The organism is Ralstonia psammae (assembly GCF_958405935.1).
In the GTDB taxonomy this organism is placed as follows: Bacteria; Pseudomonadota; Gammaproteobacteria; order Burkholderiales; family Burkholderiaceae; genus Ralstonia; species Ralstonia psammae.
Map to the genome: position 1 here is coordinate 448,270 of NZ_CATZBU010000003.1, position 25,524 is coordinate 473,793.

The window sequence follows — 25,524 nt, forward strand, 5'->3', positions numbered from 1 at the left end:
CTGAACCGGAGCAGAAACGTCAAACCAGCGACGGCGCGCCCGCCGGCAGGAACCGCCCGCGCCCCGGTGCCGGTTCGAGATACTTGCCGTTTTCGACCAGCATCTCGCCGCGCGAGAAGCAATGCACCGGCCAGCCCGTCACTTCAATGCCCTCGTAGGGCGTGTAGTCCACCGCGTGATGCAACGCATCGTTGGTAATGCGCACGCGGCGCTCCGGATCCCACAGCGTGATGTCGGCATCGGCACCCACGGCAATGGTGCCCTTACGAGGGTACAAGCCGTACAGCCGTGCCGGGCGATACGACGTCAGCTCCACAAACTGATGCAGCGACAGCTTGCCCCGCGCGATGCCGTCAAACAGCAGCGGCAACCGCGTCTCGATGCCCGGCACGCCATTGGGAATATGGTCGAACGGTTGCGCTTGACCGCCAAGCTTCTTGCCTTCGGCGTCGTCATAGTTGAACGGGGCGTGGTCGGAAGAGAACACGCTGAACACACCGCCTGCCAGCGCGCGCCATACCGCCGCCTGGTTTTCCGGATCGCGCGGTGGCGGGCTGCAGACGCACTTGGCACCTTCGTAGCCATCGTCACCGTGCAGGCCCATGTCTTCGGCGGTCAGGTAGAGGTACTGCGGACACGTCTCGGCGAGGATCTGCAAACCGCGGCTTTGCGCCCAGCGAATCTGCTCGATGGCCTCCTTGCCGGAGACGTGCACGATCAGGATCGGCACGTCCACCAGTTCGGCAAAGGTGATGGCGCGGTGCGTGGCCTCGCGCTCTACGGCAGCCGGGCGCGACAGGCCATGGAAGCGCGGCGAGATGCGGCCTTCGCCCACCAGCTTCTCGGTCAGCCAGGAAATGCAGTCGGCGTTTTCCGCATGCACCATCACCAGCGCGTTGTTCTGCTTGGCCACGTCCAGCACGTCCAGCATTTCGCGGTCGGACAGCTTCAGATCGTCATACGTCATGTAGACCTTGAACGAGGTGTAGCCCTGGCGGATCAGCTCCGGCAGTTCGTGCTTCAGCACTTCGGGCGTGGGGTCGGCCACGATCAGATGGAAGCCATAGTCGGCCACCGCACGGCCCTCGGCACGGCGGTGGTAGTCGGCCACCGCCGCCTTCAGCGAGCCGCCCTTTTCCTGCGCAGCAAACGGGATCACCGTTGTCGTGCCGCCGCAGATGGCCGCGCGTGTGCCGGTGAAGAAGTCGTCGGCCATGCGCATGCCGTCTGCCATGGGCTGGTCGAGGTGGCAATGGCCATCGACGCCGCCAGGCAGCGCCAGCAGGCCGCTGGCATCCAGCTCGCGCGCGGCGCGCGGCAAGCCGTGGCCGAGCACGGCGATGCGGCCATCGCGCACCCCGATGTCGCAGGTAAAGCGGTCGGATGCGGTGACCACATCCGCGTTGCGGATCACCAGGTCGAGTTCCGTGGACATGCTGAGCGCTCCCTCATTCCGTTAAGCAACGTCTGCGAACAGGCGGCCCCAGCCGCGCAGCTCGCGGGTGTCGACACCCGCCAGCCGCAGCGATTTCCACACGACGGTCGAGATGGTGTCGTACACGGGGATGCCCGTTTCCGCTTCCAGTGCTTCCACCAGATGCGCTGCGCGCAGGTTGGTGCAGAACGTGGTGATGGCCGCCGGCTTTTGCTGCGCCACCTCTCGCACCAGGGTACGGATGGTGTCTTCTGCCACATCGGCAAAGCTGTGATTGACGTGCAGATCCAGATGGCGCTCGGCCACGCAGTTGAAACCGTGGCGCGCGTAGTTCTGCACGATGCGCTGCTGCACGTCTTCCAGATACGGCGTCACGAGGGCGAAATCCCGTGCGCCGGTTTTGGCCAGAATCTCGTTGAGCGCCAGCACGGACGTGGTGGCCGGAATGCCGGTGGCTTCCGTGATCTGGCGGCACAGCGCCTCGTCCTTTTCAAAGCCGAGCCAGCCGGACGACGTGCCGTTCCAGGCAATCACGTCCACGTGCGCGTCGGCCAGCAGCTTGGCGGCGTTCAGGATCTTCTCCAGATCGAACTGCCCCAGCGCCTGGTCGCGCAGCGAGATTTCCGTCACCGTGAAGCGCGAGAAATGCGCACTCACGTGAGGCAGGCCGCTCACCATGGCGCTGGTAATGGGTTCCAGTGCCGTGTTGGACGATGGCGTGAGCATGCCGAGCTTGATACGTTTGGTCATGGGAGTCTTCTTCGTGGTTTTGCACGCCCCGACGCACGGAACAGTTGGCGTCGGGGCTGCTTGTTATGTTGATGAGTACGGTTACAGCTTGTCGTCGGAAGTCAGAAGCAAGCGCCGCACCGCAATGCAAAGGGCGTCGGCTTAGGTTGATTCATCGCGCTTCAGACCGGCAGCTTCTTGCTGTAGTCGATCAGCAGCGTCGAGCAGATGAAGAGGCCCGCACCGGCAACAGCAAACAGCATCAGCGCCATGTCGTACGAACCGGTCGCCTGCACGATCAAGCCGACGATGATCGGCATGCCGACCCCGGCGAAGTTGCCGCCCAGATTCATCGTGCCGCCCAGGAAGCCCACACGCTTGCGCGTACCCAGGATCGACGGAATGCACCAGAACAGGCCGCACCAGCGCAGGAAGAACAGCGTGGTCGACAACAGTGCCACCACAACCACCGGGTCCTTGAAGCGCGCCACCGTGTAGATGGCGATCGTGGCCAGGACCGAAGCAATGCCGAACAGCGTGCGCAGCACCCTGGCTCGCGATGCCCCGGTGGCCATCCACTTGTCCGCAATCCATCCACCCACCATCTCGCCCACGAAACCGGAGAAGAACATGGTGAACACGGCACCGCCCATCTCCTTGATGTCCAGCCCATGCACCTTCGACAGATATGTCGGCATCCAGGTCAGCAGCCCGTAGAACAATGCGTTGAAGCACATCCAACCGAAGAACATGCCCCACACAGAGCGGTACTTGAAGAAGTCCAGTACGTTGCCGCTCACGGCGGCGGGCTCGGCAGCCTGGTCGGCGGCGTGCGCCTCTTCAATGTAGGAAGCCTCAGCTTCATTGACGGACGGATGCTCGCGCGGGTGGTTGCGGATGTACCACCACGAGAAGAGGCCCGCCACCATCGTGCCGATACCGGCCACCACGAACGACGTGCGCCACGATCCGAATTCGGCAATCAGCCCCGCGATGATGAGCGCGCCCAGTGCCGCGCCCAGCGGCGCGCCGCCGTCGAGCAGCGTGGCACCGCGGCCGCGTTCGTTCTGCGTCATCCAGATGGCGTTGAGCTTGCCGCCGGCGGGATAGATGGGCGCCTCGGCCGCACCCAGGCCAAGACGCGTGATCAACAGCGGCATCCAACCGGTACACAGGGCCGCGATGGATTGGAAGAAGCCCCAGCCCAGCGTGGCACCGGCAATCACCACACGCGGACCGAACCGGTCCGCCAGCATGCCGCCGGGGATCTGCATGAGCGCGTACGTCAGAAAGAACGAACTCAGCAGTAAGCCTTGCACCGCGGGGCCGATGTTGAATTCCTTCGCGATCAACGGCATCGCGACCGACAACGATGCGCGGTCGACGTAGTTGATCGAAATCAGCATCAACATCATCAAGAAAATCTTCCAGCGCACAGAGCTCTTCGTCTCTGTTAGCGCCATGGCCGGGGCCTGGCTTGCGGTTTCCATTACGCGTGTCTCCTGGTAGCTCCGAAAGTCGTTTCGAAAAGCGGGGCGTTGGGGGGGGCCGGTCTTGACGCCGATCCGCGCCAGCTTCGCCCGCCGAAACGACCTCTTGAGTCGATTTGATGGGTTTGTGTTGCGCAACGAGGCCGAGTATAGGATACGTAATCTGTAATTACAACTTCTGTAAGTTATTGATTTTATTGAACCACAAAAGCACAATGTCGGTGTGTGATAGCCTCTTGTGGTGCATCTTCCCCATTCTGGTGACGTCTGTGACCCAACCGCTGCCCCAATCCCCCCGCCTGCGCACGCTCGGCATGTCAGCCGAGATTGCCTCGCGCCTGCGCACCCTCATCGAAGAAGGCGAATTGCCACCCGGCGCCCGAATCGACGAGCGTGCGTTCTGTGAAATGTTCGATGTCTCCAAGACGCCGCTGCGTGAAGCGCTCAAGGTGCTGGTGGCCGAGGGTCTGGTGCTGCATCGGCAGTACATCGGCTACCGCGTGGCGCCGCTCGACCTGGATGAACTGCGCGCGACCTTCGAAACGCTGCATGGGCTGGAATTCACGGCTGGGGAGCTGGCAGCGGCCCGTCTGTCCGAGGTGGCCTTGGCGCGCCTGGAGCGCAAGCACCAGGCGATGCTCGACGCGCACGCGGCGGGCCGGCGCACCGAGTACTTCCGCATCAACCAAGAAATTCACCAACTCATCATCGACGGCACGGCCAACCCCGTACTGGCTGGCATTTATGCCGCGTTGATGAGCAAAGTGCACCGCGCGCGCGGCGCGGCCAACGCCGACATGCTGCGCTGGCAGGAATCGCACGAAGAACACGAAGCCATCATGGCCGCCCTTCGCGAGCCCGGGCGCCCGCGCCTGGCACACGTGCTGCGCCACCACTCGGAAAACACCGCCAAGGAAGTGCTGAGCGTCGTGGCCCACAGCCTGGCCGAGGCCGGCCACCCCGTCCGATCCACCAAGGAAGCCCCCAAGAAAGGAGCGCAATGAAACTCGTACGCGTGGGTGCACCCGGCGCAGAACGTCCAGGCCTGATCGACCCGCAAGGCCGCGTACGCGACCTGTCAGGCGTGGTCAGCGACCTGGGGCCGCAGCAGTTGTCCGAAGCCGCCCTCGCGCAACTCGCGGGGCTCGATATGCACGCCTTGCCGGTGATACCGGATGCCCGCTTTGGCGTGCCATGGAGCGGCATCGGCAAGATCATCGCGATCGGCCTGAACTATGCCGACCACGCAGCCGAGGCCGGCTTGCCGCCCCCAGCAGAACCCATCATCTTTCTCAAGGCCAACAGCGCATTGAACGGCCCCAACGATGCAGTCATGCTGCCGCGCGGGTCGGTAAAGACCGACTGGGAAGTTGAACTCGGTGTAGTGATTGGCAAGACCGCGAGCGATGTTTCACGCGAAGAAGCGCTCTCGCACGTGGCAGGCTATTGCGTGGTGAACGATGTGTCCGAGCGCGAGTTCCAGCTTGAGCGCGGTGGCACGTGGGACAAGGGTAAGGGCTGCGACACCTTCTGCCCCGTCGGCCCATGGTTGGTCACACGTGACGAAGTGCCCGACCCGCAATCGCTTGGCCTGTGGCTCGACGTCAATGGCGAACGCGCGCAGCGGGGCAACACAGCGACCATGGTGTTTGGCGTAGCGCATCTGGTGAGCTACGTCAGCCGCTTCATGACACTGCACCCGGGCGATCTGATCTGCACCGGCACACCGCCCGGCGTGGGCATGGGCGCCAAGCCACCGCGCTATCTACGCGCAGGCGACATCATGTGCCTGGGCATCGACGGCCTCGGCGTGCAGACGCAGACGGTGGCCGCCTACACCAGGGCCTAGGCATACGGTGCCGCACGCTCAGTGCGGCTGCGCCGCCACCAGCTTGCGCATGGCACCCACCAGCTTTGGGTCCACGGCGCCCAGCGTATTGGTGCGCGCATTGATGCGCCCTTCCGCATCCAGCAGCAGGATCGTGCTCGAATGGTTGAAATCGCCATCGGCCAGACGACGGTATTGCACGCCCAGCAATGCCGCCACCTCGCGCGTGCCGCTGGCGTTGGCACGGGCAAGCTGCCAGTGCGCATCCGCATTGTGCGCGGCGGCAGTTTTCTTGAGCGCTGCAACGGTGTCGCGGTCAGGGTCGACCGTCACCATCAGGACACGCACGCCATCGTGCGCGGGCGTGCCTCCCTTGGCCAGGGTCGCGCGAATGGTCTCGAAGATCATGGGACAGACCATCTGGCACGACGAATAGAACATGCTCACGAGCACCGGCTCGCCGCGCAGGTCGGCCAGGTGAAAGACGCGGCCGTTCTGGTCAGTCAGCACCACATCGGATTGATACAGCGAGCCCGGGGCGAGCGGCCCCGCAGCAAGGGCACTGGCCGTCGCGCCGGCCAGCAGGAGCGCCGCGAAGGCGCGTCGGATGAAAGTCGTGAACATCATGGATGATCTCCATTGAGGGATCGGGCGCAGCGAAAGCCGAGGCTGCCTGTGGCATCTGCGCCTTCAAGTGAAGACAGCAACGCCACGCGCATCAGCACGGCGTAGCTGTCGCGACGCACGATGCTGATGGCACCGGCGCCGCAGAACTTCTGCTTGTCGGGGTCGCCCTGGGTGCGGCTGTCTCCGGCAATGAACAGTGCATTGAAATCGTCGACCCACTCCCAGATCAGGCCGTGCAGATCGCGTACGCCATGGACATCCGCTGGGCCGCCAACGGGTGGCAACACACGCGTGGCGGGTCGCTCGTACCAGCCGAGAATGCGTTGGGCCCATTGCGGGTCGTTCCGGGCGTCAGCACGGGTGGCGTCGGCCGCGGCGGCAAACTCCCATTCCAGCCACGTCGGCAACCGCGCGCCTTCGCTTTCGCAATAGGCGCGCGCGGCAAACCAGCTCACGCCGGTCACCGGCGCTTGCGGCGATGCCTGCGCATCGGCGTGTGTCGCGTCGGCCCAGTCGGCAAGGTAGGCCTTGCCGGCAAAGACTTGCGGCACACGGCCACGCTGCCAAGCCTCATGACGTTGCACGAAGGCCTGGAATTCGCCGATGGTGACGGGCGTGGCGCGCAACTCAAATGGCTCGATGCGCACCCGCTGCGGCAGCCCCGGTGCGTTCTGCGGCAGCACGCTGTCGAAATCACCGCCGGGCAACTGCACATAGGCGGCACCGTGTGCGGCGGCACCGGCCAGCGCCATCAACATGGCAGCAATGTGCAAGGTCAGGCGGGCCATGGTCGTGCAGATCCGCTTAATGTTCGGCCACGGCCTTGGCGGGTGCCGGCTGGGCACGCACCTTCTTCACGTCGTCTGCGCTCACGCGGCCGCCAGGGTTGTCCCAGCTGTTGAGCACGTAGGTCAGGATGTTGGCGACCTCGTCATCATTGAGCTGCGTCATCGGCGGCATGACGGAGTCGTACTCCTGACCGTTGACCTTGATCTTGCCGTTCAGGCCATGCAGCACGATATTCATCGCACGCTTCGGGTCTGCTGCCAGGAAATCCGACTTGGCCAGTGGCGGGAACACGCCCGGCAACCCGGCGCCGTTGCCCTGATGGCACACCGAGCACGTGCCCGCAAACAGCGCGCGCCCTGCCTGCACCTGATCCTGGACCGTCAGCGTGCCGCTCTCCGACGCCTGGGTCGCCCTGGTGACGGCGCTCATGTTGGGTGCGGCACGATCGCCCAGGTACACGGAATCCAGCTCCTTGCCGGAATAGACGAGCTTGTTCTCTGGGCCATCCACCTTGAGGATGGCCATGGCGCCCTTGTTGAAGGCACGGAAGATCGAGTGGTCAACCAGCACATAGCTTCCCGGCACGCGCGCGGTGAACTTCACAACCGCCGCGCCGCCCGCCGGGATCAACGTGGTCTGCACGTTCTTCTGCACGTTGGTGCCGCCCTCGTAGCGCACCTGGTCAAAGATGGCACCGATCACGTGGAAGCTGGAGACCAAATTGGGCCCGCCGTTGCCAACGAAGATGCGTACCGTTTCACCCACCTTGGCGTGCAACGCCTTGTCACCAGTGAGCGCGCCTTCCGCACCGTTGAACAGCACGTAGCTCGGGCGCTCGTCGATGGCCTTTTCCATGTCGAACGGCTGTAGGCCCTTCTCGCGGTACTTGCCGGCGGTATAGAAGTCGCCCTGCATGACGTAGTACTCGTGATCAACCTTGGGCAAGCCCTCGGGCGGTTCGACCAGGATCAGGCCGTACATGCCGTTGGCGATATGCATGCCCACGGGCGCGGTGGCGCAGTGATAAACGTAGATGCCCTCGTTGAGCGCCTTGAAGGTGAACTGTGATTCATGGCCCGGTGCGGTAAAGCTCGACGCTGCACCACCGCCCGGCCCTGTCACGCCGTGCAGGTCGATGTTGTGCGGCATCTTGCTGCCCGGGTGGTTCTTGAGGTGGAACTCCACCGTGTCGCCCTGCCGCACGCGGATGAAGCTGCCGGGAACGGTGCCCCCGAACGTCCAGAAGGTGTAGCTGACCCCTTCGGAGATCTGCATTTCCTTCTCGACCACTTCCAGTTCCACGATGACCTTGGCCGGATAGTTCCGGTGGACTGGTGGCGGCACAAGCGGCGGACTCGTAAGGACGGCGTGGATCGGCTCGCCACGTGGCGGGCCAAAGTCGCCCGGCAACTTGGCGCTGGCGGCGCGGGCCGCAGTGCCCGCAAGCACTGCGCCCAGCACCACAGAAATCAAGCCCGCGCGCATCAGGCTGCGGACGGTGTGAAGACGGCTCATTTTTTCCCCCGTATATCGGTCTGGTGTCGTCCGCTCCACGTTAGGCCCCGGCAGCCAGTAGGGCTTTGATACAGCGCAAACGAAAACCGGCCCCGACCAGCACATCCGCCCCGCCGCATGGCGGGCAAGCCCAGTCGTGGCGTGATTCGCCACATCAAGATGCCCACAAAACAAGCATCTGATATACATCAATAACGGCGGAGATTCTCCTCATTAATATAGTTGCATCCTTAATGCATCTTTTTGATGCAACACCCACAGAGGGAATCCCATGACTCAGTCCACCTCCACCATCCAGCTCGACCTCCGCGTGCTGGCGCCGCGCGAGCGCCATCCGCTGATCTTCTCCGCCTTTGGGGAACTCGGTATCGGCCAGAGCCTGGAGCTGATCAACGATCACGATCCACGCCCGCTGCAGTCGCAGTTTCAAGTCGAGCGCCCAGGGCAGTTTTCCTGGGACTACCTTGAGCGCGGCCCCGGCACGTGGCGCGTTGCCATCACCAAGGTGGCGTCTGCCGCCAGCGCCGGCCACTGCTGTGGCGGCTGCGGTGGTGGCGCCTGAATTTCCGACTGCATCCTGCAAGGAACCTTGTCATGAAAAACAATCAGAGGCTGTGGCGGTGGCTCGGCCTGATCTTCATTCTGTCGTTCGGGGCATTGGGCTATCTGGGGCGGCAGATCTATCTGGCAGCGCCGCCGATTCCGCATGCCGTTGTCACCTCTGTGGGCGACGTGCTCTTTACCGGCGAGCAGATCCAGCGCGGCCAGGAAGCCTGGCTGGCGGCCGGTGGCCAGCAACTTGGCACCGTCTGGGGCCACGGCAGCTACGTTGCGCCTGACTGGTCTGCCGATTGGCTGCACCGCGAAGCCACAGCGCTGCAAGCCATCCGCGCGCATCAGCAGTTCGATACCGATGGACCGCTGACGACCGTGCAGCAAGCCGCCGTCGATGCCAGCGTGAAGGAGGAAATGCGCCGCAATACGTACGACGCAGATCACGACATCCTGACCGTGTCGCGCGAGCGCGCGGAGGCCATCCGCGGTGTGGCCCAGCATTTCGAGGCGCTGTTCGGCACCGATCCTTCACTGGCAACGTTGCGAGATCAATACGCCATGGCCACCGGCGTGCTGCCCGAGCCGGCCGATCGCGAAGCCCTGGCGGCGTTCTTCTTCTGGACGTCATGGGCCGCCGCTGCCGACCGCCCGGGCGAGACCGACATCTCGTACACGAGCAACTGGCCGCATGAGCCGCTCGTGGGCAACACCATGACCGGCGGTGCCGCCGTGTGGTCAATGGTCAGTATCGTGCTGCTGCTGGGCGGTATTGCCGCCATGCTGTGGCTGCAAGGCAGCAGCAAGCACGAAGAAGAGGCTGCGCCGCTGCCGGCCGATCCGTTCCTCAACGCGGTCGCCACGCCATCGATGAAGGCCACGCGCAAGTACTTCTTTGCCGTGATCGGGCTGATGCTGGTGCAAATCGGCATGGGTGCCATCACCGCGCACTATGCGGTGGAAGGTGAATCGTTCTTCGGGATTCCGCTGGCGCAGGTGCTGCCGTATGTGATCAGCCGCACCGTGCACACGCAATTGGGCGTGCTGTGGATTGCCACGGCGTGGCTGGCCACGGGCCTGTACATTGCGCCGCTGCTGTCGGGGCGTGAACCGAAGTTTCAGAAGCTGGGCGTTGACCTGCTGTTCTGGGCGTTGATCTTTATCGTGGTGGGCTCCATCGCCACCGGCTGGCTCGGCACGCTGCAGCATCGCGGTGCAGACTTCGGCTTCTGGATCGGCAATCAGGGGCTGGAGTACACCAGCATGGGCCGCGTGTGGCAGCTGCTGCTGTTCGTCGGCTTGCTGTTCTGGGTCGTGCTGCTGGGCCGCGCACTGTGGCCGGCACTGAAGACGCCGTCGGAATCGCGCGGGCTGATCGCCATGGTGTTCCTGTCGGCCACGTGCATCGGCGGGTTCTATTCGACCTCGCTGGTGTGGGGCCAACACACGCACTATTCGATGATCGAGTACTGGCGCTGGTGGCTCGTCCACCTGTGGGTCGAGGGCTTCTTTGAAGTGTTCGCCACCGCCGTCATCGCGCTCATCTTCACGCGCCTGGGCCTGATTCGCGCCAGCAGCGCCAATCGCGCCATCGTGGCCGAGACGATCGTGTTCCTGTTCGGCGGCATTCTTGGCACGCTGCACCACCTGTACTTCACGGGGACACCAACCTCAATCATCTCGGTGGGTGCGGTGTTCTCGGCGTTGGAAGTGGTGCCGCTCACGCTGATCGGGCTCGAAGCGCTGCAGAACTATCGCCGCACGCAAGGCACGCCGTGGCTCAATGCGTACAAGTGGCCCGTGCTGTGCTTCGTGGCCGTGGGCTTCTGGAATACCGTCGGCGCCGGCCTGCTCGGCTTCGCCATCAACCCGCCGGCTTCGCTGTACTACGTGCAGGGCCTGAACATGACAGCCGCCCACGGGCACGCCGCGCTGTTCGGGGTGTACGGCATGCTCGGTATCGGCCTGATGCTGTTCTGCCTGCGCGGCCTGTATGCGCGCAGCCTGCATGCCGATCGCCTGCTCAAGCCCGCGTTCTGGGGGCTGAACATCGGCCTGGCGATGATGGTGTTCATGTCGCTGCTGCCGGCCGGCATCTACCAGGCCTGGGCCAGTGTCACCAAGGGCATGTGGTACGCCCGCTCGCCGGAGGTGGTCCACTCCAAGGTGATGGAAACGCTGGTCTGGCTGCGTGTGCCGGGTGACATCGTGTTCGCCGCCGGTGCCCTGGTGCTGGCCTGGTATGCGCTGCGGCTGCTGCGCCGTCCCAAGGCACAACCGGCTGAACCGCTCCCGGCTTCCGCCCGCGTCAGCCGCTGATCCGTCGTACTTATCGTAAAAGCCCGCAGGCCCCGTGTCAGTTTTGACCGGGGCCTGCGGGTTTTCCTGTAATGCCCAGGGGAGGCAAGCTCCCTACAATGCGGAGTCATATAGATGAGTAGTTGACCCATTCACCACACCATGCCCGCCGACCTCCGCCTGCCCCGCTATCAGCAATTGCGCGACGATCTGGCCGCGCAGATCGCCCAGCAGCACTGGCGCCCGGGTGACGCCATCCCGACCGAAGCCGAGCTTGCCAAGATGTACAACGTGGCGGTCGGCACAGTCCGCAAAGCCGTAGACGTGCTGGTGGCCGAAGGGCTGCTCGAACGCTTCCAGGGCCGTGGCACCTTTGTGCGGCGTGCCAGCTTTGCCAGCTCGTTGTTCCGGTTCTTCCGCTTCCAGAGCGAAAGTGGCGAGCGACGCATTCCCGAGAGCCGCATCCTCAAACGCGACGTGCTCGACGCACCGTCTGCACCGGCTGCTGGCCTGCAGATTGAAACAGGCTCGCCGGTCATTCGCCTGACCCGGCTGCGCCTGCTGGATGGCGCGCCAATGCTGGCAGAAGAAATCTGGTTACCGTACGACCGCTTTTCGCCGCTCGCCACACTGGAGCTGGACGCGTTTGGTGACCTGCTGTATCCGCTGTACGAAACGCACTGCGGACAGATCATCGCCAGTGCCGAAGAAACGCTCACGGCCGAGGCCGTCAACGCCACCTACGCGCGCCTGCTGCGCATCAAGCCGGGAGACCCGGTGATGGTCATTGAACGCATCGCGCGCGGTTACGACCGCGTGCCGCTCGAATGGCGGCGCTCGCGCGGCGCGGCGGCGCACTTCCGGTATCACGTTGATATCCGATAGCGCCCTCGCCTCCATACATTCATACCTACAAAACACACACAGGAGACAACACCATGCAGGCGACCTCCCCGCCGTTGCTGGACGTACGCGGCGTGACGCTGCAGTACAAAACGCGCCAGCATCTGGTGACGGCCACCTACCGCGTCGACTTCCAGGTCTATCCCGGCGAGCGCTACATCCTGCTCGGGCCGTCGGGCTGCGGTAAATCGACGTTGCTCAAGGCCATCGGCGGCTACCTTACACCCACCGAGGGCGAGATCCGCCTGAAGGGCCAGCCCGTAACCAAGCCGGGGCCGGATCGCATGATGGTGTTCCAGGAGTTCGACCAGCTCCTGCCATGGAAGACCGTGAAAGAGAACGTGCTGTTCCCGCTGCTCTCCACAGGCAAGCTGGGCGCCCGCGAAGCCGAGGAGCGCGCCCTGCACTACATCAACAAGGTCAACCTCACCAAGTTTGCCGACCACCACCCTCACATGCTCTCGGGCGGGATGAAGCAGCGCGTGGCGATCGCACGCGGCATGGCCATGGAACCCGACGTGCTGCTGATGGACGAGCCCTTCGCCGCGCTCGACGCGCTCACGCGCCGCAAGATGCAGGACGAACTGCTGCAGTTGTGGGACGAAACGCGCTTCACGGTGCTGTTCGTCACGCACTCGATTCCGGAGGCGATCCGCTGCGGCAGCCGCATCCTGATCCTCTCGCCGCATCCGGGCCAGGTGCGCGCTGAACTGCCGAGCCTCGCACGTGGCACGGATGAGAGCAGCGACCCCCAACGCTTCAAGGCCCTCGAAGCCGAGATCCACGACATGCTGTTCGCCCGCGCGGTAGAGGAAACCCATGCAGACTGAAACCCTTTCCATTCCGGCCACCACCGACATCAGCAATCGCGCACCGGTCTACAGCACCCCCGTGGCATTCGAGCGCATCGGCGTGGTGGAAAAACCGCTCTCCATTGCCGAACGTTTGTACGAGCAGGCGTGGCTGCGCAAGCTGGTCATCCTCATCGTTCTGGCGCTCGTGTGGGAAGGCGGTGCACGCTGGCTCGACAACCCGCTCTTGATGCCGACCTTCTCCGACACCGTCCAGGCGCTGTGGGCAGGGCTGGCAAGCGGCACGCTGTTTGCTCGCATCGGCACGTCGATGCAGACGCTGCTGGCGGGTTATGCGTTGGGCCTGGCGCTGTCGTGCGCGCTGGTGGTATTGGGCATCAGCAACCGGCTGGGGCAGGACTTTCTGGAAACGCTCACCGCCATGTTCAACCCGCTGCCGGCCATCGCCCTGCTGCCAATCGCGCTGGTGTGGTTTGGCCTGGGCAACGGCAGCCTGATCTTCGTGATCGTGCACTCGGTGGTGTGGGCGGTGTCGCTCAACACGCATGCGGGCTTCCTGTCGGTATCGAACACGCTGCGCATGGTGGGCCGCAACTATGGGCTCTCCGGCATGGGGTATCTGACGAAGATCCTGATCCCGGCGGCGTTCCCATCCATCCTCACGGGCCTGAAGATCGGCTGGGCATTTGCGTGGCGTACGTTGATTGCTTCGGAACTCGTGTTTGGCGTGAGTTCCGGCCAAGGCGGTCTGGGCTGGTACATCTACGAAAACAAGAACCAGTTGCAGATCCCGGAGGTGTTTGCCGGCCTGCTGACGGTGATCATCATCGGCCTGCTGGTGGAGAACCTGGTGTTCCGCACCCTGGAAGCACGCACCATCAAGCGCTGGGGCATGCAGAACTGAGCATTGCCGCCCACACTCGCGCCCGGATGGTGTGGCCGTACCCTGCGCTAGAGGGCGCCTTGAATCTGTGTGGCGGGAGGAAGTCGGCCCCGACAGCGGACGAAACACGAATTGCACCACCCACACACAACCATACAAACAACGACAAGGAGACAAGCCATGCAGCAAACCCGACGTAACGTCCTCCGCCTGACAATGGCCGCCACCCTAGCTGCATCGCTCCTCGGCGGCGCCATCAACGCAGCCCACGCAGAAGCCAGCGAAGTGCGCATCTCCCACGGCTACGGCATCCTCTACCTGCCTATCATGGTGATGGCCAGCGAGCACCTGCTTGAGAAGCAGGCCAAGGCCGCTGGCCTGGGCGAGGTGAAAGTCAACTACCGCATTCTCGATGGCGGCAACGTCATCAACGACGCCATGCTCTCGGGCGCGCTCGACATCGCCTCGCTGGGCGTGCCGGGCTTCCTCACGCTATGGGACAAGACCCGCGGCAGCGCGATGGAAGTGCGCGGGCTGTCGTCGCTCAGCTCGTCGTCGATGTATCTGATGACGCGCAACCCGAACGTGAAGACACTGGCGGATTTCTCCGACAAGGACCGCATTGCCGTGCCCGGCATCAAGACCTCGCTGCCTGCCGTGGTGCTGCAAATGGCAGCCGCCAAGACCTTCGGCGACAAGCAGTTCAACAAGCTCGATCCGATCACCGTGCCGCTGCCGCACCCCGACGCCACTGCCGTCATGCTGGCCGGCGGCAGCCAGATCAACAGCCACATGGCCTCGCCGCCGTTCTCGTACACCGAGGCCGCTGCACCCGGCCTGCACCGCGTGTTCAACACGGTCGACGTGCTGGGCAACATCACGCTGGACATGACCTACACCAGCAAGAAGTTCTACGAGGCCAACCCGAAGCTGTCGGCGGCATTCGTGGCCGCGCTGGATGAGGCCAACGCACTCATCGCCAAGGACAAGACCAAAGCTGCGCAGATCTACATTGCGCAATCGAAGGTGAAGAGTTCACCCGAAGAAGTGAAGAAGATCCTGGACGACCCGGATTCGCGCTTCACGACCACGCCGGTGGGCGTCGCACACTATGCTGAGTTCATGCAGCGCGTGGGCACGCTCAAGAACAAGCCGGCATCGTGGAAGGATGTCTTCTTCCCGACGGTGCAGAACCGGCAGGGTTCGTAACGCGTAACGCCCGAGCACAACTAGCAGCACGCGGCATCCGCACGGAGGCATTCATGGCACTACGCATCGTCCGGCTCGGCGAGCCGCGTCACCCCGGTGAAGGCTTGCGCATCGGCACCGTGCGGCGCCCGCCGCGCGGCGTGCCCAAGGAAGAATTCGCCAGCCGCGATTTCTACGATGTGTGGATGCCGCTGCTCTCGCCCACGCCCGAACTCGTCAAGCAAGCGCAGGCCGCGCAGTCCGGGCACGACGAAAAAGCCTGGCAAACCTTCGTGCGCCACTTCCGCACCGAAATGCGCGACGGCGATGCCGCACGCCTGCTAGACATGCTGGCCGCGCTATCGCACCAGACCCACCTGTCGATCGGTTGCTATTGCGAAGATGAAGCCCATTGCCATCGCTCAGTGCTGCGCGCGTTGCTGAAGGAGCGGGGGGCAAACGTGGTCGGCTGACGGACGGCCCGGGAAGGCAGCACGTACCCCATGCAGGTGATGACGCGCCGCTGCGGCAAACCTATAACGGAGATACGCGCGACCGAACCCTCGTCGCGTCGCGCCGTCGTTATTTCAGGAGCACCAACATGGGCCGCCGCTACATCGATTGTCGCGCCTTCCCCAGCGAGACCAACTGCTCGGTCGCCATCAGCGCCGACAGCGATGCCGAACTGCTGGAGGCGGCTGTGCAGCATGCCGTTTCGGTACATAAGCACACCGATTCGCCCGAGTTGCGGGCGCAGCTGAAAACCCTTTTCCAGGACGGCACCCCAGCCGTGGCACCACCAAAGATGAGCGCCGCCTGATGATGCAGACGTGACTGCGCCTACCGACGCGCTGACATCGCCAGCATCAGTCGCACCACATCACACTGGCTGTGCGTGTTGGTCTTGCGATAGACGTGCTTGAGGTGCGTGCGCACCGTGTCGAGTGAAATGCCCAGCGTGCGGGCAATACAGGCTGGGTCGGAGCCCCTTGCGAGCAGATCCGCCACATCGGCTTCGCGGCGCGTCAGGTGGAACGCATCGGTCAACCACAGGCTGACCGGCTGCGCAGGCGAGATGCCCGCGCGCGCCGCAACGCGCTGCCAGCACAACGGCAGCGCTTGCGCAAAGTGCGGCAGCAGCGCTTGCGGCATCGCACCATGCTGCAAGGGTTGCGGCACGCCTGCCCTGCGGTAATCGAGCCACACCGCGCCGCGCACTTCGGCGTCGGCCATGGGCCAGGCGTCGACGCCATCATCGCGTACCGCATGCAGCAGCATGTCCGCCGCGCGTGCGCCGCGCGATGCCACCCAGTGCCACCTTCCATCGACTCGCCACCGGATCATGGCCGCGGCATGGTCAGCGCCGCACGCGTCGCGCAGTACGTTCATCACGCCCACCGCATCGCCCGCGCAGGCCGCCACATAGCATTGGCGCAGCACGGTTGCCGAGGCATGGGATGAGGTGACAGAAAGATGCGGCATGAAGGCAATACGGGCGCAGCGGCTTGCGACCGCTGCGCCCGTTCGAAAGGGACTTCATTATAGGAAGCGCGCCACCTCCCGCACTGCCCCTTTTGCCCTAGGCCCATCTTTGCTTCAGGCCAGCGCACGGCGCGACATCCAGCGTGCGCGCAGATGGTCGTATCCGAGGTTGAAGAAGAACGTGTACGGCAGGAACAGCAGCATGATGCCGATGTCGAGCACGAACGCTTCCCACAGACCCACGTCGAGCCACCAGGCGGCCAGCGGCACCAGCATCAAGACCAACCCGCCCTCGAACAGACAGGCGTGCACCACCCGCAGGACCACGGTACGCGAGAGCCTGTAGCGACGCTCCACGCGCTCGAAGATGGCGTTGAACACCATGTTCCATACCATCGCCACCGCGGCAAACATGAGCGTCATGACCCCCATCTCCGCCAATGGCAAATCCATCAACCAACTAAACAGGGGCGCACAGATGAGCATGGCAACCAGTTCAAACGTCAGCGCATGTGCGAGGCGCTCGACTGGCGTTTTGTATGTGGCTTGCATTGCGATTACCTCCAATTGACAGGGGCCATTTTCATCGGTGATAGCCGCTTTATCCAGTTTTCCACTATCGGTTTTTCCGATATATTGAGCGATACACCCCTGTCCGGAGCGCGCAATGCGCCACTCGCCCGAAGCCTTGCTCGCCTTTGCCGAAGCGGCCACGCTCGGTTCGTTTTCCGCCGCAGCCCGCAAGCTGGGCAAACGGCAATCCACGATCAGCGAGGCGATCGCCAATCTTGAAATCGACCTGGGTCTGACGCTGTTCGACCGGAGCACGCGGCAACCAACGCTAACGGACGCGGGACGCGCCATGTTCACGCAGGTGCGTCGCGTGCTCGACGCCAGCGAACAGATGGACCGCCTTGCCGCACAGATGGCCGGCGGCCTGGAAGCGCGTCTGACGCTCGTCGTATCAGACACGTATCAGTCCGACCGTTACGAGCAAACGCTCGCCACGCTCGAGCAGCGCTACCCCGACCTCGAACTCGAATGCCTGATCGCTGAACACGAAGACGTGGTCGACATCATCCAGCTGGGCCGCGCACAGTTCGGCTTGGTAGCCGCGCAGGCGGCATATCCGGCCGATATCGGGTCGGCGACTATCGCAGAGCAATCAGAGATCGGGCTGTTCGTCGGCCTGCGGCACCCACTCGCCCGATACGGCGACGAAGAAGTGCCGCACGCGATCCTGCGCGAGGCGCGCGAGCTACGGCTGAACACCTTCGTCGACCCAACAGGCCCGCGCACCGACGCAGTGCCCGTGCGCAGCCTGCGCCGCTGGTCTGCGCCAAGCTACCTGATGCTGCTGGAAATGGCCGTGCTGGGTTTTGGGTGGACGGAACTGCCGCGCTGGCTGGTCGACCACTTCGCGGCGGATCGGCTGCACGAGGTGCACGCCCGCGGATGGCCGCGCCATGTGCCGGTCGATGCAGTGTGGTCGCGCAAGCGTCCGCTTGGCCAGGCCGGCGCGTGGCTGCTGGAGACGATGCTTGCCGGCGCCACCCAGCCCTGAGGCTGGCGCCGGTCATGATCGCTACTCGTCGAGCCGCTCGATGATGAGATGCGAGAGCTGGGCGGTTTGCTCTTTCGACAGCGTAAATTCCACGCCAAACGAGGGAAACGCAGACGCGGTTGCCCCCAGCGCAGGCGACCCGCTCGCCACGCGCCCGGTCAGGGCAAACGTCTCCAACTGACCGTCCACGTAGGCATTGAAATCCAGGTCGAGTCTATCGCCGGGCTGGAACGCGGGGTTGGCGCTCTGCACAAGCGCCCCATTCAGGCAGATGTCGCGGATCACTGCCACGCGATCCGCTGCCGAGGCGGCCTGCCCTTGCGCACGCACCCGCGCGCCAATCCGAACTTGCACGCGCTTGGCACGGCGCAGCGGCATCTTCTGCATCTTGATGGGCGCAGACAAGACCAGATACGGTGATGGAAACTGGCCCACCGACACCACGCTGCACATCATGGTGAACACCGCGCGGCCGGAAAAACCGCGCAGTATCAACACGTCTCGCGGCTCGGGCCGCAGCGTACGTTTGGCGTCGGCTGGCTGCGTGACAAACAGCGCCTCGCCCTCGATATAGCCGATCAGGCGGCACGGCAGCAGGCCACGGTGCGGCGCGGACTTCTCCTGCACCTGCAAGACGGTGCCCACAGTCAAGCCGGCCGACCCAAGGCGGGGCGCGGCTTCCGCGGGCGCAGCTGACGGCGCTGCGGTAACGTCACCGCCTTCTGCCAGTGCCAGCACGGGGCCGTGGTGGAACAGGAGGCGAACGTCTTCGGCGTCCGGCACGACGGCACCGGCAGGCAACAGAAGCCGGCCCACACTGTCAGCCAGGGGAAACGGCAGCGGTTGACCGACCGGAACGTCTTCCTGCGTGAGTTGCCGCGTTTTTTGAAGGGTCATGTGTGGCGAAGGATCGCGTCTATCATGGGCGGGCCAAGGCCGATGCCTCGGCAGGTACACCGGCCATTTTGTAACAATGGCCGCCAAACCGCCGGAGATCAACTCGCATCAACCCTCCCCACCTGACCCACATCAACGGCAAGCGTTTGCGGCGTTACCCCGCGACTGCAGTTGCCTCAATCTCGACGGCCAGGCCGTAATGCAGCGTCGGTACCGGCACCACCGCACGCGCCGGGCGCTGATCGCCGATCCACGCGCTGTAGAGCGCATCGAACGCGGGCCAGTGCGTTTCCATGTCGGTCACGTACACGCGCACCTGCACCAGGCGCGAGCGGTCCGTGCCAGCGGCGGCAAGCACAGCATCCAGGTTGGACAGCACCTGCCGCACCTGCGTCTCGAACGGCGCATCGACGAGCTTTTCGCCTGCCGGCGTAACCGGAATCTGCCCGGCCACGAACACGAAGCCGTTGGCGCAGACCGCATGCGAATAATGCCCCGCGGGCGGACGCAACGCCGGCGCGTTCAGGTAGCGCACATCGCTCATGCTGCCCCCAGCACGAGCTTGGCGAAGTGCTGCAAATCCACATTGCCGCCCGACAGAATCACGCCGACGCGCTTACCACGCACATCGACCTTGCCGGTGAATGCTGCTGCGGCAGCCAGGCAGCCGGTGGGCTCGACCACCGCCTTCATGCGGCTGGCGAAGAACTGCATGACGCTGACCAGGTCTGCATCGCTCACGGTCACGATGTCGTCGACCAGTTCCCGGATCACGGCAAACGTGTAGTGACCCAGGTGCTGCGTCTGCGCGCCATCGGCCAGCGTCTTGGGCGTATCGATGTGGACGATCTCGCCCGTGCGAAAGCTCTGCTGGCCGTCGTTGCCGGCCTCGGGCTCCACGCCGATGATCTTGCACGCGGGGTTCAGTGCGCGCGCTGCCGTGGCGCAGCCTGAGAGCAGACCGCCGCCGCCCAGCGGGGCGAGCAGCACATCCAGCGGGCCGACCTCTTCGATCAGTTCCTTGGCAGCCGTGCCCTGCCCGGCCATCACGTGCGGGTGGTCGTACGGCGGGATCAGCGTAAGACCGTGTTCCTCGGCCAGCTTGCGGCCGATGGCTTCGCGGTCTTCGGTGTAGCGATCGAAGAACACCACCTCGCCGCCGTAGCCGCGCGTGGCGTCCACCTTCACGACAGGCGCATCCTTGGGCATGACGATGACGGCACGCATGCCGAGCAGCTTGGCCGACAGCGCAATCGCCTGCGCGTGGTTGCCGGACGAGAACGTGATCACGCCTGCCGCGCGCTGCTCCGGCGTGAACTGCGACAGCGCGTTGTACGCGCCGCGAAACTTGAACGCGCCCATGCGCTGAAAGCTCTCGGCCTTGAAGAACAGCTCGGCGCCGCTCAGGGCGTTGGCGGTCGCCGAGGTCAGCACGGGCGTCTTGTGGGCAACGCCGTGCAGACGCGCGTGGGCGGCAACGACGTCGTCGTAGGAAATGGGCAGGCTCATGCAAGGTCCTCGGGAAGGTAGGTGTAGACGGTGGAGCGCGCCACGCCGAGTGTTTGCGCGACTTCTGTCAGTGCGCGGCGCAAATTCAGCAGGCCGCTGGCGGCCAGTTCGCGCATGGCTTCACGGCGCTGGTCGAGCGTCATGGCCATGGGGGTGGTGTTGCGTGCGGCGGCAAACCGTTCGAGCGCAACGCGCACGTCTTCCACGCGACGGGAGCCGAGCGACTCGGGGACCGGCGGTGCAGCCACATCAACGCGCATCAGTTGCGTGAGGCCCGTGGTCACCGCGTTCAACATGGAGACGTCCATGTTCAGGCAAATGGCCGCGACGTATTGACCCCGGCTGTTTTTCAGACCGATCGATGTGCTCTTGGCCGGGCGCCCGTCGGGAAACCGGTTGGCGTAGTTCTCGATGACTTCCGGGAATTCCGGATCGGCCAGGCGTGCGAGACCCAGTTCGGTCACGGCGTCGCCCACCTGGCGGCCGGACAGGTTGTTGGCGATGGCGACGACGGAATGATCGGGGTCGGTCAGGTCGTGCAGGACGACTTCCACCAGCGGCGCCAGTGTCTTGCCCAGCGCTTCGACGATCTTGCGCCCTTCGCGCAGCAGCAGGCGGTTTTCTTCAACGAGCTTCATGGGCATTGACGATACGTCAATTACTGACAATTCGTCAATATCACGATTGCCGCCTTGGAAACGTGCGACTCGCTGTTGGATAAAAAAAGCCTGCCCGAAGGTCGAGAGAGAACGGAGGTAACTTGGGCAGGCTGGTAAAAATCATTCGGGTACCAGTCGGCCTGCGGGCTGCCCGGTTTCGTGCGGATTGCGCTCCACATCGGCCGCGTTGCCGGGCCGGATCCTGAACCAGATGGAGTACATCGCCGGCAGAAACACCAGGGTCAAGATCGTTCCCGCAAAGGTTCCGCCGATCAGCGTGTAGGCAAGCGCGCCCCAAAACACCGAATGCGTGAGCGGGATGAAGGCCAGGATGGCAGCCAGGGCAGTCAGAATCACCGGCCGCGCACGTTGGACGGTGGCCTCCACCACGGCGCGGAACGGATCCAACCCTTCGTCCTTGTTGTGCTGGATCTGGCCGATGAGGATCAACGTGTTGCGCATCAAGATGCCCGACAAGGCGATCAACCCGACCAGCGCATTAATGCCGAAGGGCTGCCCGAACAGAATCAAGGTAGGCACCACACCGATCAACCCCAGCGGGCTGGTCAGGAACACCATGACCATCGCCGGAATGGACCGTACCTGGAAGATCAGGATCAACAGCGTGACGGCCAGCATGATCGGGAACAGCGGCAGCATGGCCTTTGTCGCTTTGCCCGATTCTTCGATGGAGCCCGCTTGTTCAATGCGGTATCCGCTCGGCAGTTTCTCGATGATGGGCTGAAGCTGCTTGGCTATGGCGGTCGACACATCGGGCGGTTGCAGGCCATCGGCAATATCACCGCGCACCGTGATGGTCGGCATGCGATCGCGCCGGCGGATGATGGGCTCCTCCATGCGCACATCGATCTTGCCAACCTGCGAGAGTGGGATGCGTTGTCCGTTGGCGCCGGCCAGCGTGAAGTCGCCAATCTTGGCGGGGTCGAGACGAACATCACCGGCCGAGCGCGCGGTCACCTGCACGGTGCGAATGTCCTCGCGCACGGCCGTCACTGGAACGCCGTTGAGCAGGAACTGCAGTTGCTGCGCGACGGCGCTGGAGGTCAGCCCTACCGCTTGCAAACGGTCTTGCTGCAAGGTGAAGTGCAGCGTGGGTACGCGCGTGCCCCAGTCGGTGTTGACGGTGCGCATCATCGGGCTTGCATCCATGACCTGCCGGACGTCGGCTGCGATGCGGCGCAATGTCTCCGCATCCGGACCCGTGACACGGTAAGCCACCGGGAATGGCGAATACGGACCAAACACGAGCTGCGTGACGCGCACACGCGCCTCGGGAGCGAGACCATCGGCCACGGCCCGACGCAGGTGCTGCTTCAACGCATCACGCTCTTCCTGGCTATCGGTGCGGATCACGATCTTGGCGAACGATGGATCGGGCAACTCCGGCCCCATCGCCAGATAGAAGCGCGGCGCACCCTGGCCGATGTAGGCCGTCACGATCTTGGCTTCCTTCTGTTTGGCGAGCCAAGCCTCGACCTTGGCGGTCGTCGCATCGGTCTGGTTGATCGACGTGCCGTAAGGCATCTGCACCTCGACCAGCACTTCGGGGCGATCCGAAACCGGGAAGAACTGCTTCTTGACCACCGCCATGCCCGCAATGGCCAAGGCAAAGAGGCCCACCACCGCACCTGCGACCAGCCATTTGCGCGCGATCACACGCCCGAGCAGCACACGGAAGCGGTTGTAGCGCGGTGTGTCGTAAATCGCATCGTGGCCGCCTTCAACCTTCTTGAAGTCGGGCAGCATCTTTACGCCCAGGTAAGGCGTGAACACCACGGCGACCACCCACGACGCAATCAGCGCAATGCCCACGATCCAGAACATGTTGCTGGTGTATTCGCCGGCGGTGGAGCGCGCAAAGCCGTTGGGCATAAAGCCAACGGCAGTCACCAGCGTGCCCGACAGCATGGGCGCGGCGGTGTGGCTCCACGCGTAAGCCGAAGCCGCTACGCGGCTGTAGCCCTCTTCCATCTTCACCACCATCATTTCGATGGCGATGATGGCGTCGTCCACCAGCAGGCCCAGCGCCAGGATCAAAGACCCTAGGGTGATGCGATCGAAGTTCTTGCCTGTCGCGGCCATCACCACGAACACCACGGCCAGCGTGAGCGGCACTGCAGCAGCCACCACCAGGCCTGCGCGCCAGCCCATGCTGACGAAACTCACCAGCATCACCACCAGCAGCGCGGCAAAGAACTTGAGCATGAATTCGTCGACGGCAGCGGCGATGTTGACTGCCTGGTCCGTCACCTTGGTCAGACTCATGCCTAGCGGCATCTCCGCATTGATGGCGCCGACTTCCTTGTCGAGCGCCTTGCCTAGATCCAGCCCATTCCAGCCTTCGCGCATGACGATGCCCAACAACAAGGCGGGCTGCCCAGCATTACGCACCCTGAACGTGGCCGGGTCTTCATAACCGCGCTTGACGGTGGCAATGTCTGACAGCTTCAACGTGCGGCCCTGCGACACCACCGGCGTATCCCGAATCTTCTGCAGTTCGTCGAACGCGCCGTCCAGGCGGATGAACACCTGCGGCCCTTTTGTTTCCACGGAGCCAGCGGCCGTCAAGGCGTTCTGACTGTTGAGCGCAGCAAACACGTCTTGCGGACTCACACCCAGCGTCGCCAGCCGGTCATGCGAGAACTCGACGTAGATGCGCTCCGACTGCTCACCGATGATGTTGACCTTCTTCACGCCGGGCACGTGCAGCAAGCGCTGACGCAGCGTCTCCGCATCGCGCACCAGCGCACGTTGCGGCTCGCCGTGCGCCTTGAGCGCGAACAACGCAAATGTCACGTCCGAGTATTCGTCGTTAACGATCGGTCCGATCACGCCGGATGGCAGATTGCCCACCTCGTCGCCAACCTTCTTACGCGCTTGATAAAACTCTGCCTGCACTTCCGACGGCGGCGTGCTGTCGAGCAAGGTCAACGTGGTGAACGCCAGGCCTGGCCGCGTGTAGGTTTCCGTACGGTCATACCAGCGCAGCTCCTGCATGCGCTTTTCGATCTTCTCTGCCACCTGGTCCTGCATTTCCTGCGCGGTGGCGCCGGGCCACACGGTGACGATGTTCATCACCTTGACGGTAAACGCCGGGTCTTCCGCGCGCCCCAGCTTGAAGAAGGAAACGAGCCCCGCCAGCGAGATCAGGCAGATGAGGAACAGCGTGACGGCACGCTCGCGCACCGCGAGCGCCGATAGGTTGAAGCGGCCTTGGCTCACAGACGCACCCCCGCGATGGCGGTGCTGGCGCCCTGACCCGCCACGCGGACTTGCTGTCCCTCACGCAGCAGTTGCGCGCCAAGCGTGACGATCCGGTCGCCTTGCTTGACCTGGCCGGCAACCCGAGCATCCTCGTCACCCAGACGCACGATGGTGATGGAGCGCCACGACACTTTGGCGGGATCACCCTGGATGAGCCACACGCCGGGACCCTTGCCAGCATCGAACACGGCACCCAGCGGCACCTTGAGATCGCCTTGGGCGGTGGCCAGCCGATCGGGAATCTGGATCGTTACGGTGGCGCCGAGCGGCGCATTGGCCAGTTCGCCATCCAGCACATAGCGCGCTTCGTATGTGCGGGTGAGCCGATCAGCAGCGTCCGACAATTGACGCAGCTTGGCAGGCGCACCATCGCTTTCCTTACCGAACAGTGTGGCCTGTGCAACCGAGCCGATCGCGGGCCGCAACGTTTCCGGCAACTGGACCACCGCTTCACGGCGGCCAGCGTGGGCCAGGCGCACAACCGTCTGCCCCGCGTTGACGACTTGGCCGGGCTCGGCCAGCGTTTCCATGACCACGCCGTCGCCATCTGCAACCAACTCTGCGTAGCGGCTGGCGTTACGCGCAACGTCCGCCTGCGCTTCTGCTGCGCTCAGTTGCGCTTTGGCCGCATCCGCCGCGGCTTTGGCCTGGTCATAGGCCGAGGCGGAAATCGCGCCCGTCCCGCGCAGATCGCGGTAGCGCGCTTCGTCCTCCGCCGTCTGTTGCGCGCGTGCCCGTGCAGCGGCGACGGCTTCTTGCTGCGCATGCGCGGCGAGCTTCAGATCGACCGGGTCGATACGCATGAGCGGCTGCCCGCGCTTGACGGTTTGCCCCGCATCCACCAGCCGCTCCAGCACCTTGCCAGGCACACGGAACCCGAGGTCGCTCTGCACCCGGGCTGCGACGACCCCCGTGAATGAACGCGATGCGGAAGCGACCGGCTGCACGAACGCGGTGCGCACCAACGGTGCCTCGGTGCGTGGGTCGGCAGGGGCCTTTTCGCCGCAAGCGATCAACGCCAGCGGCAACGCAAGGACGGCGGTAGAGGTAACAAAGCGACGCGAAAGCATGAAAGCCCC

General features: G+C 64.1%; 25 protein-coding genes. 11 read left to right on the forward strand and 14 right to left on the reverse strand.

Annotation, left to right across the window (positions count from 1 at the left end):
• Positions 1–19: 19 nt before the first annotated feature.
• The 3 genes from hydA to R2N16_RS08815 form a co-directional block, all read right to left on the reverse strand.
• Complete coding sequence (gene hydA / locus R2N16_RS08805; protein WP_316665246.1) at positions 20–1,435, reverse strand: dihydropyrimidinase; 1,416 nt, start codon at positions 1,433–1,435, stop codon at positions 20–22.
• Positions 1,436–1,456: 21 nt separating this feature from the next.
• On the reverse strand, positions 1,457–2,185 hold the full coding sequence (locus tag R2N16_RS08810) for a maleate cis-trans isomerase family protein (protein WP_316665247.1): 729 nt from the start codon (positions 2,183–2,185) through the stop codon (positions 1,457–1,459).
• A gap of 161 nt (positions 2,186–2,346) precedes the next feature.
• Positions 2,347–3,654, reverse strand: a complete 1,308-nt coding sequence (locus R2N16_RS08815) for an MFS transporter (RefSeq protein WP_316665248.1) — start codon at positions 3,652–3,654, stop codon at positions 2,347–2,349.
• A 215-nt stretch (positions 3,655–3,869) separates the two neighbouring features.
• Here R2N16_RS08815 and R2N16_RS08820 point away from each other — a divergent pair, with 215 nt between their 5' ends.
• Positions 3,870–4,658 carry a GntR family transcriptional regulator gene (locus R2N16_RS08820; RefSeq protein WP_316665249.1) on the forward strand — a complete coding sequence of 263 codons (789 nt, stop codon included), beginning with the start codon at positions 3,870–3,872 and terminating at the stop codon, positions 4,656–4,658.
• Positions 4,655–5,503 (forward strand): fumarylacetoacetate hydrolase family protein, encoded by an 849-nt coding sequence (locus R2N16_RS08825; protein WP_316665250.1) that lies wholly within the window; start codon positions 4,655–4,657, stop codon positions 5,501–5,503. Before R2N16_RS08820 ends, R2N16_RS08825 begins: the two co-directional genes overlap by 4 nt.
• Before the next feature lie 18 nt (positions 5,504–5,521).
• Here the strand turns inward: R2N16_RS08825 and R2N16_RS08830 are convergent, their stop codons facing one another.
• Genes R2N16_RS08830 through nirK form a run of 3 tightly spaced genes read right to left on the reverse strand, consistent with a single transcriptional unit; the run spans position 5,522 to position 8,413 of the window.
• Entirely contained in the window at positions 5,522–6,109 is a 588-nt protein-coding gene (locus tag R2N16_RS08830; RefSeq protein WP_316665251.1) for an SCO family protein, read from the reverse strand.
• Positions 6,106–6,897 (reverse strand): formylglycine-generating enzyme family protein, encoded by a 792-nt coding sequence (locus tag R2N16_RS08835; RefSeq protein ID WP_316665252.1) that lies wholly within the window; start codon positions 6,895–6,897, stop codon positions 6,106–6,108. The genes R2N16_RS08830 and R2N16_RS08835 overlap by 4 nt, the downstream gene beginning before the upstream one ends.
• Before the next feature lie 16 nt (positions 6,898–6,913).
• The gene (nirK, locus tag R2N16_RS08840) at positions 6,914–8,413 is read right to left on the reverse strand and encodes a copper-containing nitrite reductase (RefSeq protein WP_316665253.1); all 1,500 of its coding nucleotides are present in this window, start codon (positions 8,411–8,413) and stop codon (positions 6,914–6,916) included.
• 271 nt (positions 8,414–8,684) lie between these two features.
• Here nirK and R2N16_RS08845 point away from each other — a divergent pair, with 271 nt between their 5' ends.
• The 8 genes from R2N16_RS08845 (at position 8,685) to R2N16_RS08880 (ending at position 15,869) form a co-directional block, all read left to right on the forward strand.
• Positions 8,685–8,975 (forward strand): DUF2249 domain-containing protein, encoded by a 291-nt coding sequence (locus R2N16_RS08845; protein WP_316665254.1) that lies wholly within the window; start codon positions 8,685–8,687, stop codon positions 8,973–8,975.
• Positions 8,976–9,007: 32 nt separating this feature from the next.
• Positions 9,008–11,284 (forward strand): nitric-oxide reductase large subunit, encoded by a 2,277-nt coding sequence (locus tag R2N16_RS08850; protein ID WP_316665255.1) that lies wholly within the window; start codon positions 9,008–9,010, stop codon positions 11,282–11,284.
• A 141-nt stretch (positions 11,285–11,425) separates the two neighbouring features.
• Entirely contained in the window at positions 11,426–12,148 is a 723-nt protein-coding gene (locus R2N16_RS08855; RefSeq protein WP_316665256.1) for a GntR family transcriptional regulator, read from the forward strand.
• A gap of 53 nt (positions 12,149–12,201) precedes the next feature.
• Complete coding sequence (locus tag R2N16_RS08860) at positions 12,202–12,996, forward strand: ABC transporter ATP-binding protein (protein ID WP_316665257.1); 795 nt, start codon at positions 12,202–12,204, stop codon at positions 12,994–12,996.
• Entirely contained in the window at positions 12,986–13,882 is an 897-nt protein-coding gene (locus tag R2N16_RS08865) for an ABC transporter permease (RefSeq protein WP_316665258.1), read from the forward strand. The genes R2N16_RS08860 and R2N16_RS08865 overlap by 11 nt, the downstream gene beginning before the upstream one ends.
• 159 nt (positions 13,883–14,041) lie before the next feature.
• Positions 14,042–15,070 (forward strand): ABC transporter substrate-binding protein, encoded by a 1,029-nt coding sequence (locus R2N16_RS08870; protein WP_316665259.1) that lies wholly within the window; start codon positions 14,042–14,044, stop codon positions 15,068–15,070.
• Between the two features lie 53 nt (positions 15,071–15,123).
• On the forward strand, positions 15,124–15,522 hold the full coding sequence (locus tag R2N16_RS08875; protein WP_316665260.1) for a DUF488 domain-containing protein: 399 nt from the start codon (positions 15,124–15,126) through the stop codon (positions 15,520–15,522).
• A gap of 128 nt (positions 15,523–15,650) precedes the next feature.
• Complete coding sequence (locus R2N16_RS08880; protein WP_316665261.1) at positions 15,651–15,869, forward strand: DUF1059 domain-containing protein; 219 nt, start codon at positions 15,651–15,653, stop codon at positions 15,867–15,869.
• A 20-nt stretch (positions 15,870–15,889) separates the two neighbouring features.
• On the opposite strand, the gene R2N16_RS08885 is transcribed toward R2N16_RS08880, so the two are convergent.
• A complete protein-coding gene (locus tag R2N16_RS08885) occupies positions 15,890–16,531 on the reverse strand; it encodes a helix-turn-helix transcriptional regulator (protein WP_316665262.1) in 642 nt (213 codons plus the stop codon).
• A gap of 114 nt (positions 16,532–16,645) precedes the next feature.
• A complete protein-coding gene (locus R2N16_RS08890; protein WP_316665263.1) occupies positions 16,646–17,083 on the reverse strand; it encodes a multidrug/biocide efflux PACE transporter in 438 nt (145 codons plus the stop codon).
• A gap of 115 nt (positions 17,084–17,198) precedes the next feature.
• Between R2N16_RS08890 and R2N16_RS08895 the strand changes: the two genes are divergently transcribed.
• Positions 17,199–18,095 (forward strand): LysR family transcriptional regulator, encoded by an 897-nt coding sequence (locus R2N16_RS08895; protein WP_316665264.1) that lies wholly within the window; start codon positions 17,199–17,201, stop codon positions 18,093–18,095.
• Positions 18,096–18,116: 21 nt separating this feature from the next.
• Here R2N16_RS08895 and R2N16_RS08900 read toward each other — a convergent pair whose 3' ends face one another.
• The 6 genes from R2N16_RS08900 to R2N16_RS08925 all read right to left on the reverse strand — a co-directional run bounded on the left by R2N16_RS08900 (position 18,117) and on the right by R2N16_RS08925 (position 25,515).
• Complete coding sequence (locus tag R2N16_RS08900; protein ID WP_316665265.1) at positions 18,117–18,992, reverse strand: flagellar brake protein; 876 nt, start codon at positions 18,990–18,992, stop codon at positions 18,117–18,119.
• A 154-nt stretch (positions 18,993–19,146) separates the two neighbouring features.
• Positions 19,147–19,536 carry a RidA family protein gene (locus tag R2N16_RS08905; protein WP_316665266.1) on the reverse strand — a complete coding sequence of 130 codons (390 nt, stop codon included), beginning with the start codon at positions 19,534–19,536 and terminating at the stop codon, positions 19,147–19,149.
• Positions 19,533–20,501: a threo-3-hydroxy-L-aspartate ammonia-lyase gene (locus tag R2N16_RS08910; RefSeq protein WP_316665267.1), complete on the reverse strand. Its 969-nt coding sequence runs from the start codon at positions 20,499–20,501 to the stop codon at positions 19,533–19,535. The genes R2N16_RS08905 and R2N16_RS08910 overlap by 4 nt, the downstream gene beginning before the upstream one ends.
• Positions 20,498–21,139 carry a helix-turn-helix transcriptional regulator gene (locus R2N16_RS08915; protein WP_316665268.1) on the reverse strand — a complete coding sequence of 214 codons (642 nt, stop codon included), beginning with the start codon at positions 21,137–21,139 and terminating at the stop codon, positions 20,498–20,500. Before R2N16_RS08915 ends, R2N16_RS08910 begins: the two co-directional genes overlap by 4 nt.
• 141 nt (positions 21,140–21,280) lie before the next feature.
• Positions 21,281–24,403 (reverse strand): efflux RND transporter permease subunit, encoded by a 3,123-nt coding sequence (locus R2N16_RS08920; protein ID WP_316665269.1) that lies wholly within the window; start codon positions 24,401–24,403, stop codon positions 21,281–21,283.
• Complete coding sequence (locus tag R2N16_RS08925; RefSeq protein WP_316665270.1) at positions 24,400–25,515, reverse strand: efflux RND transporter periplasmic adaptor subunit; 1,116 nt, start codon at positions 25,513–25,515, stop codon at positions 24,400–24,402. The genes R2N16_RS08920 and R2N16_RS08925 overlap by 4 nt, the downstream gene beginning before the upstream one ends.
• Positions 25,516–25,524: the final 9 nt, after the last annotated feature.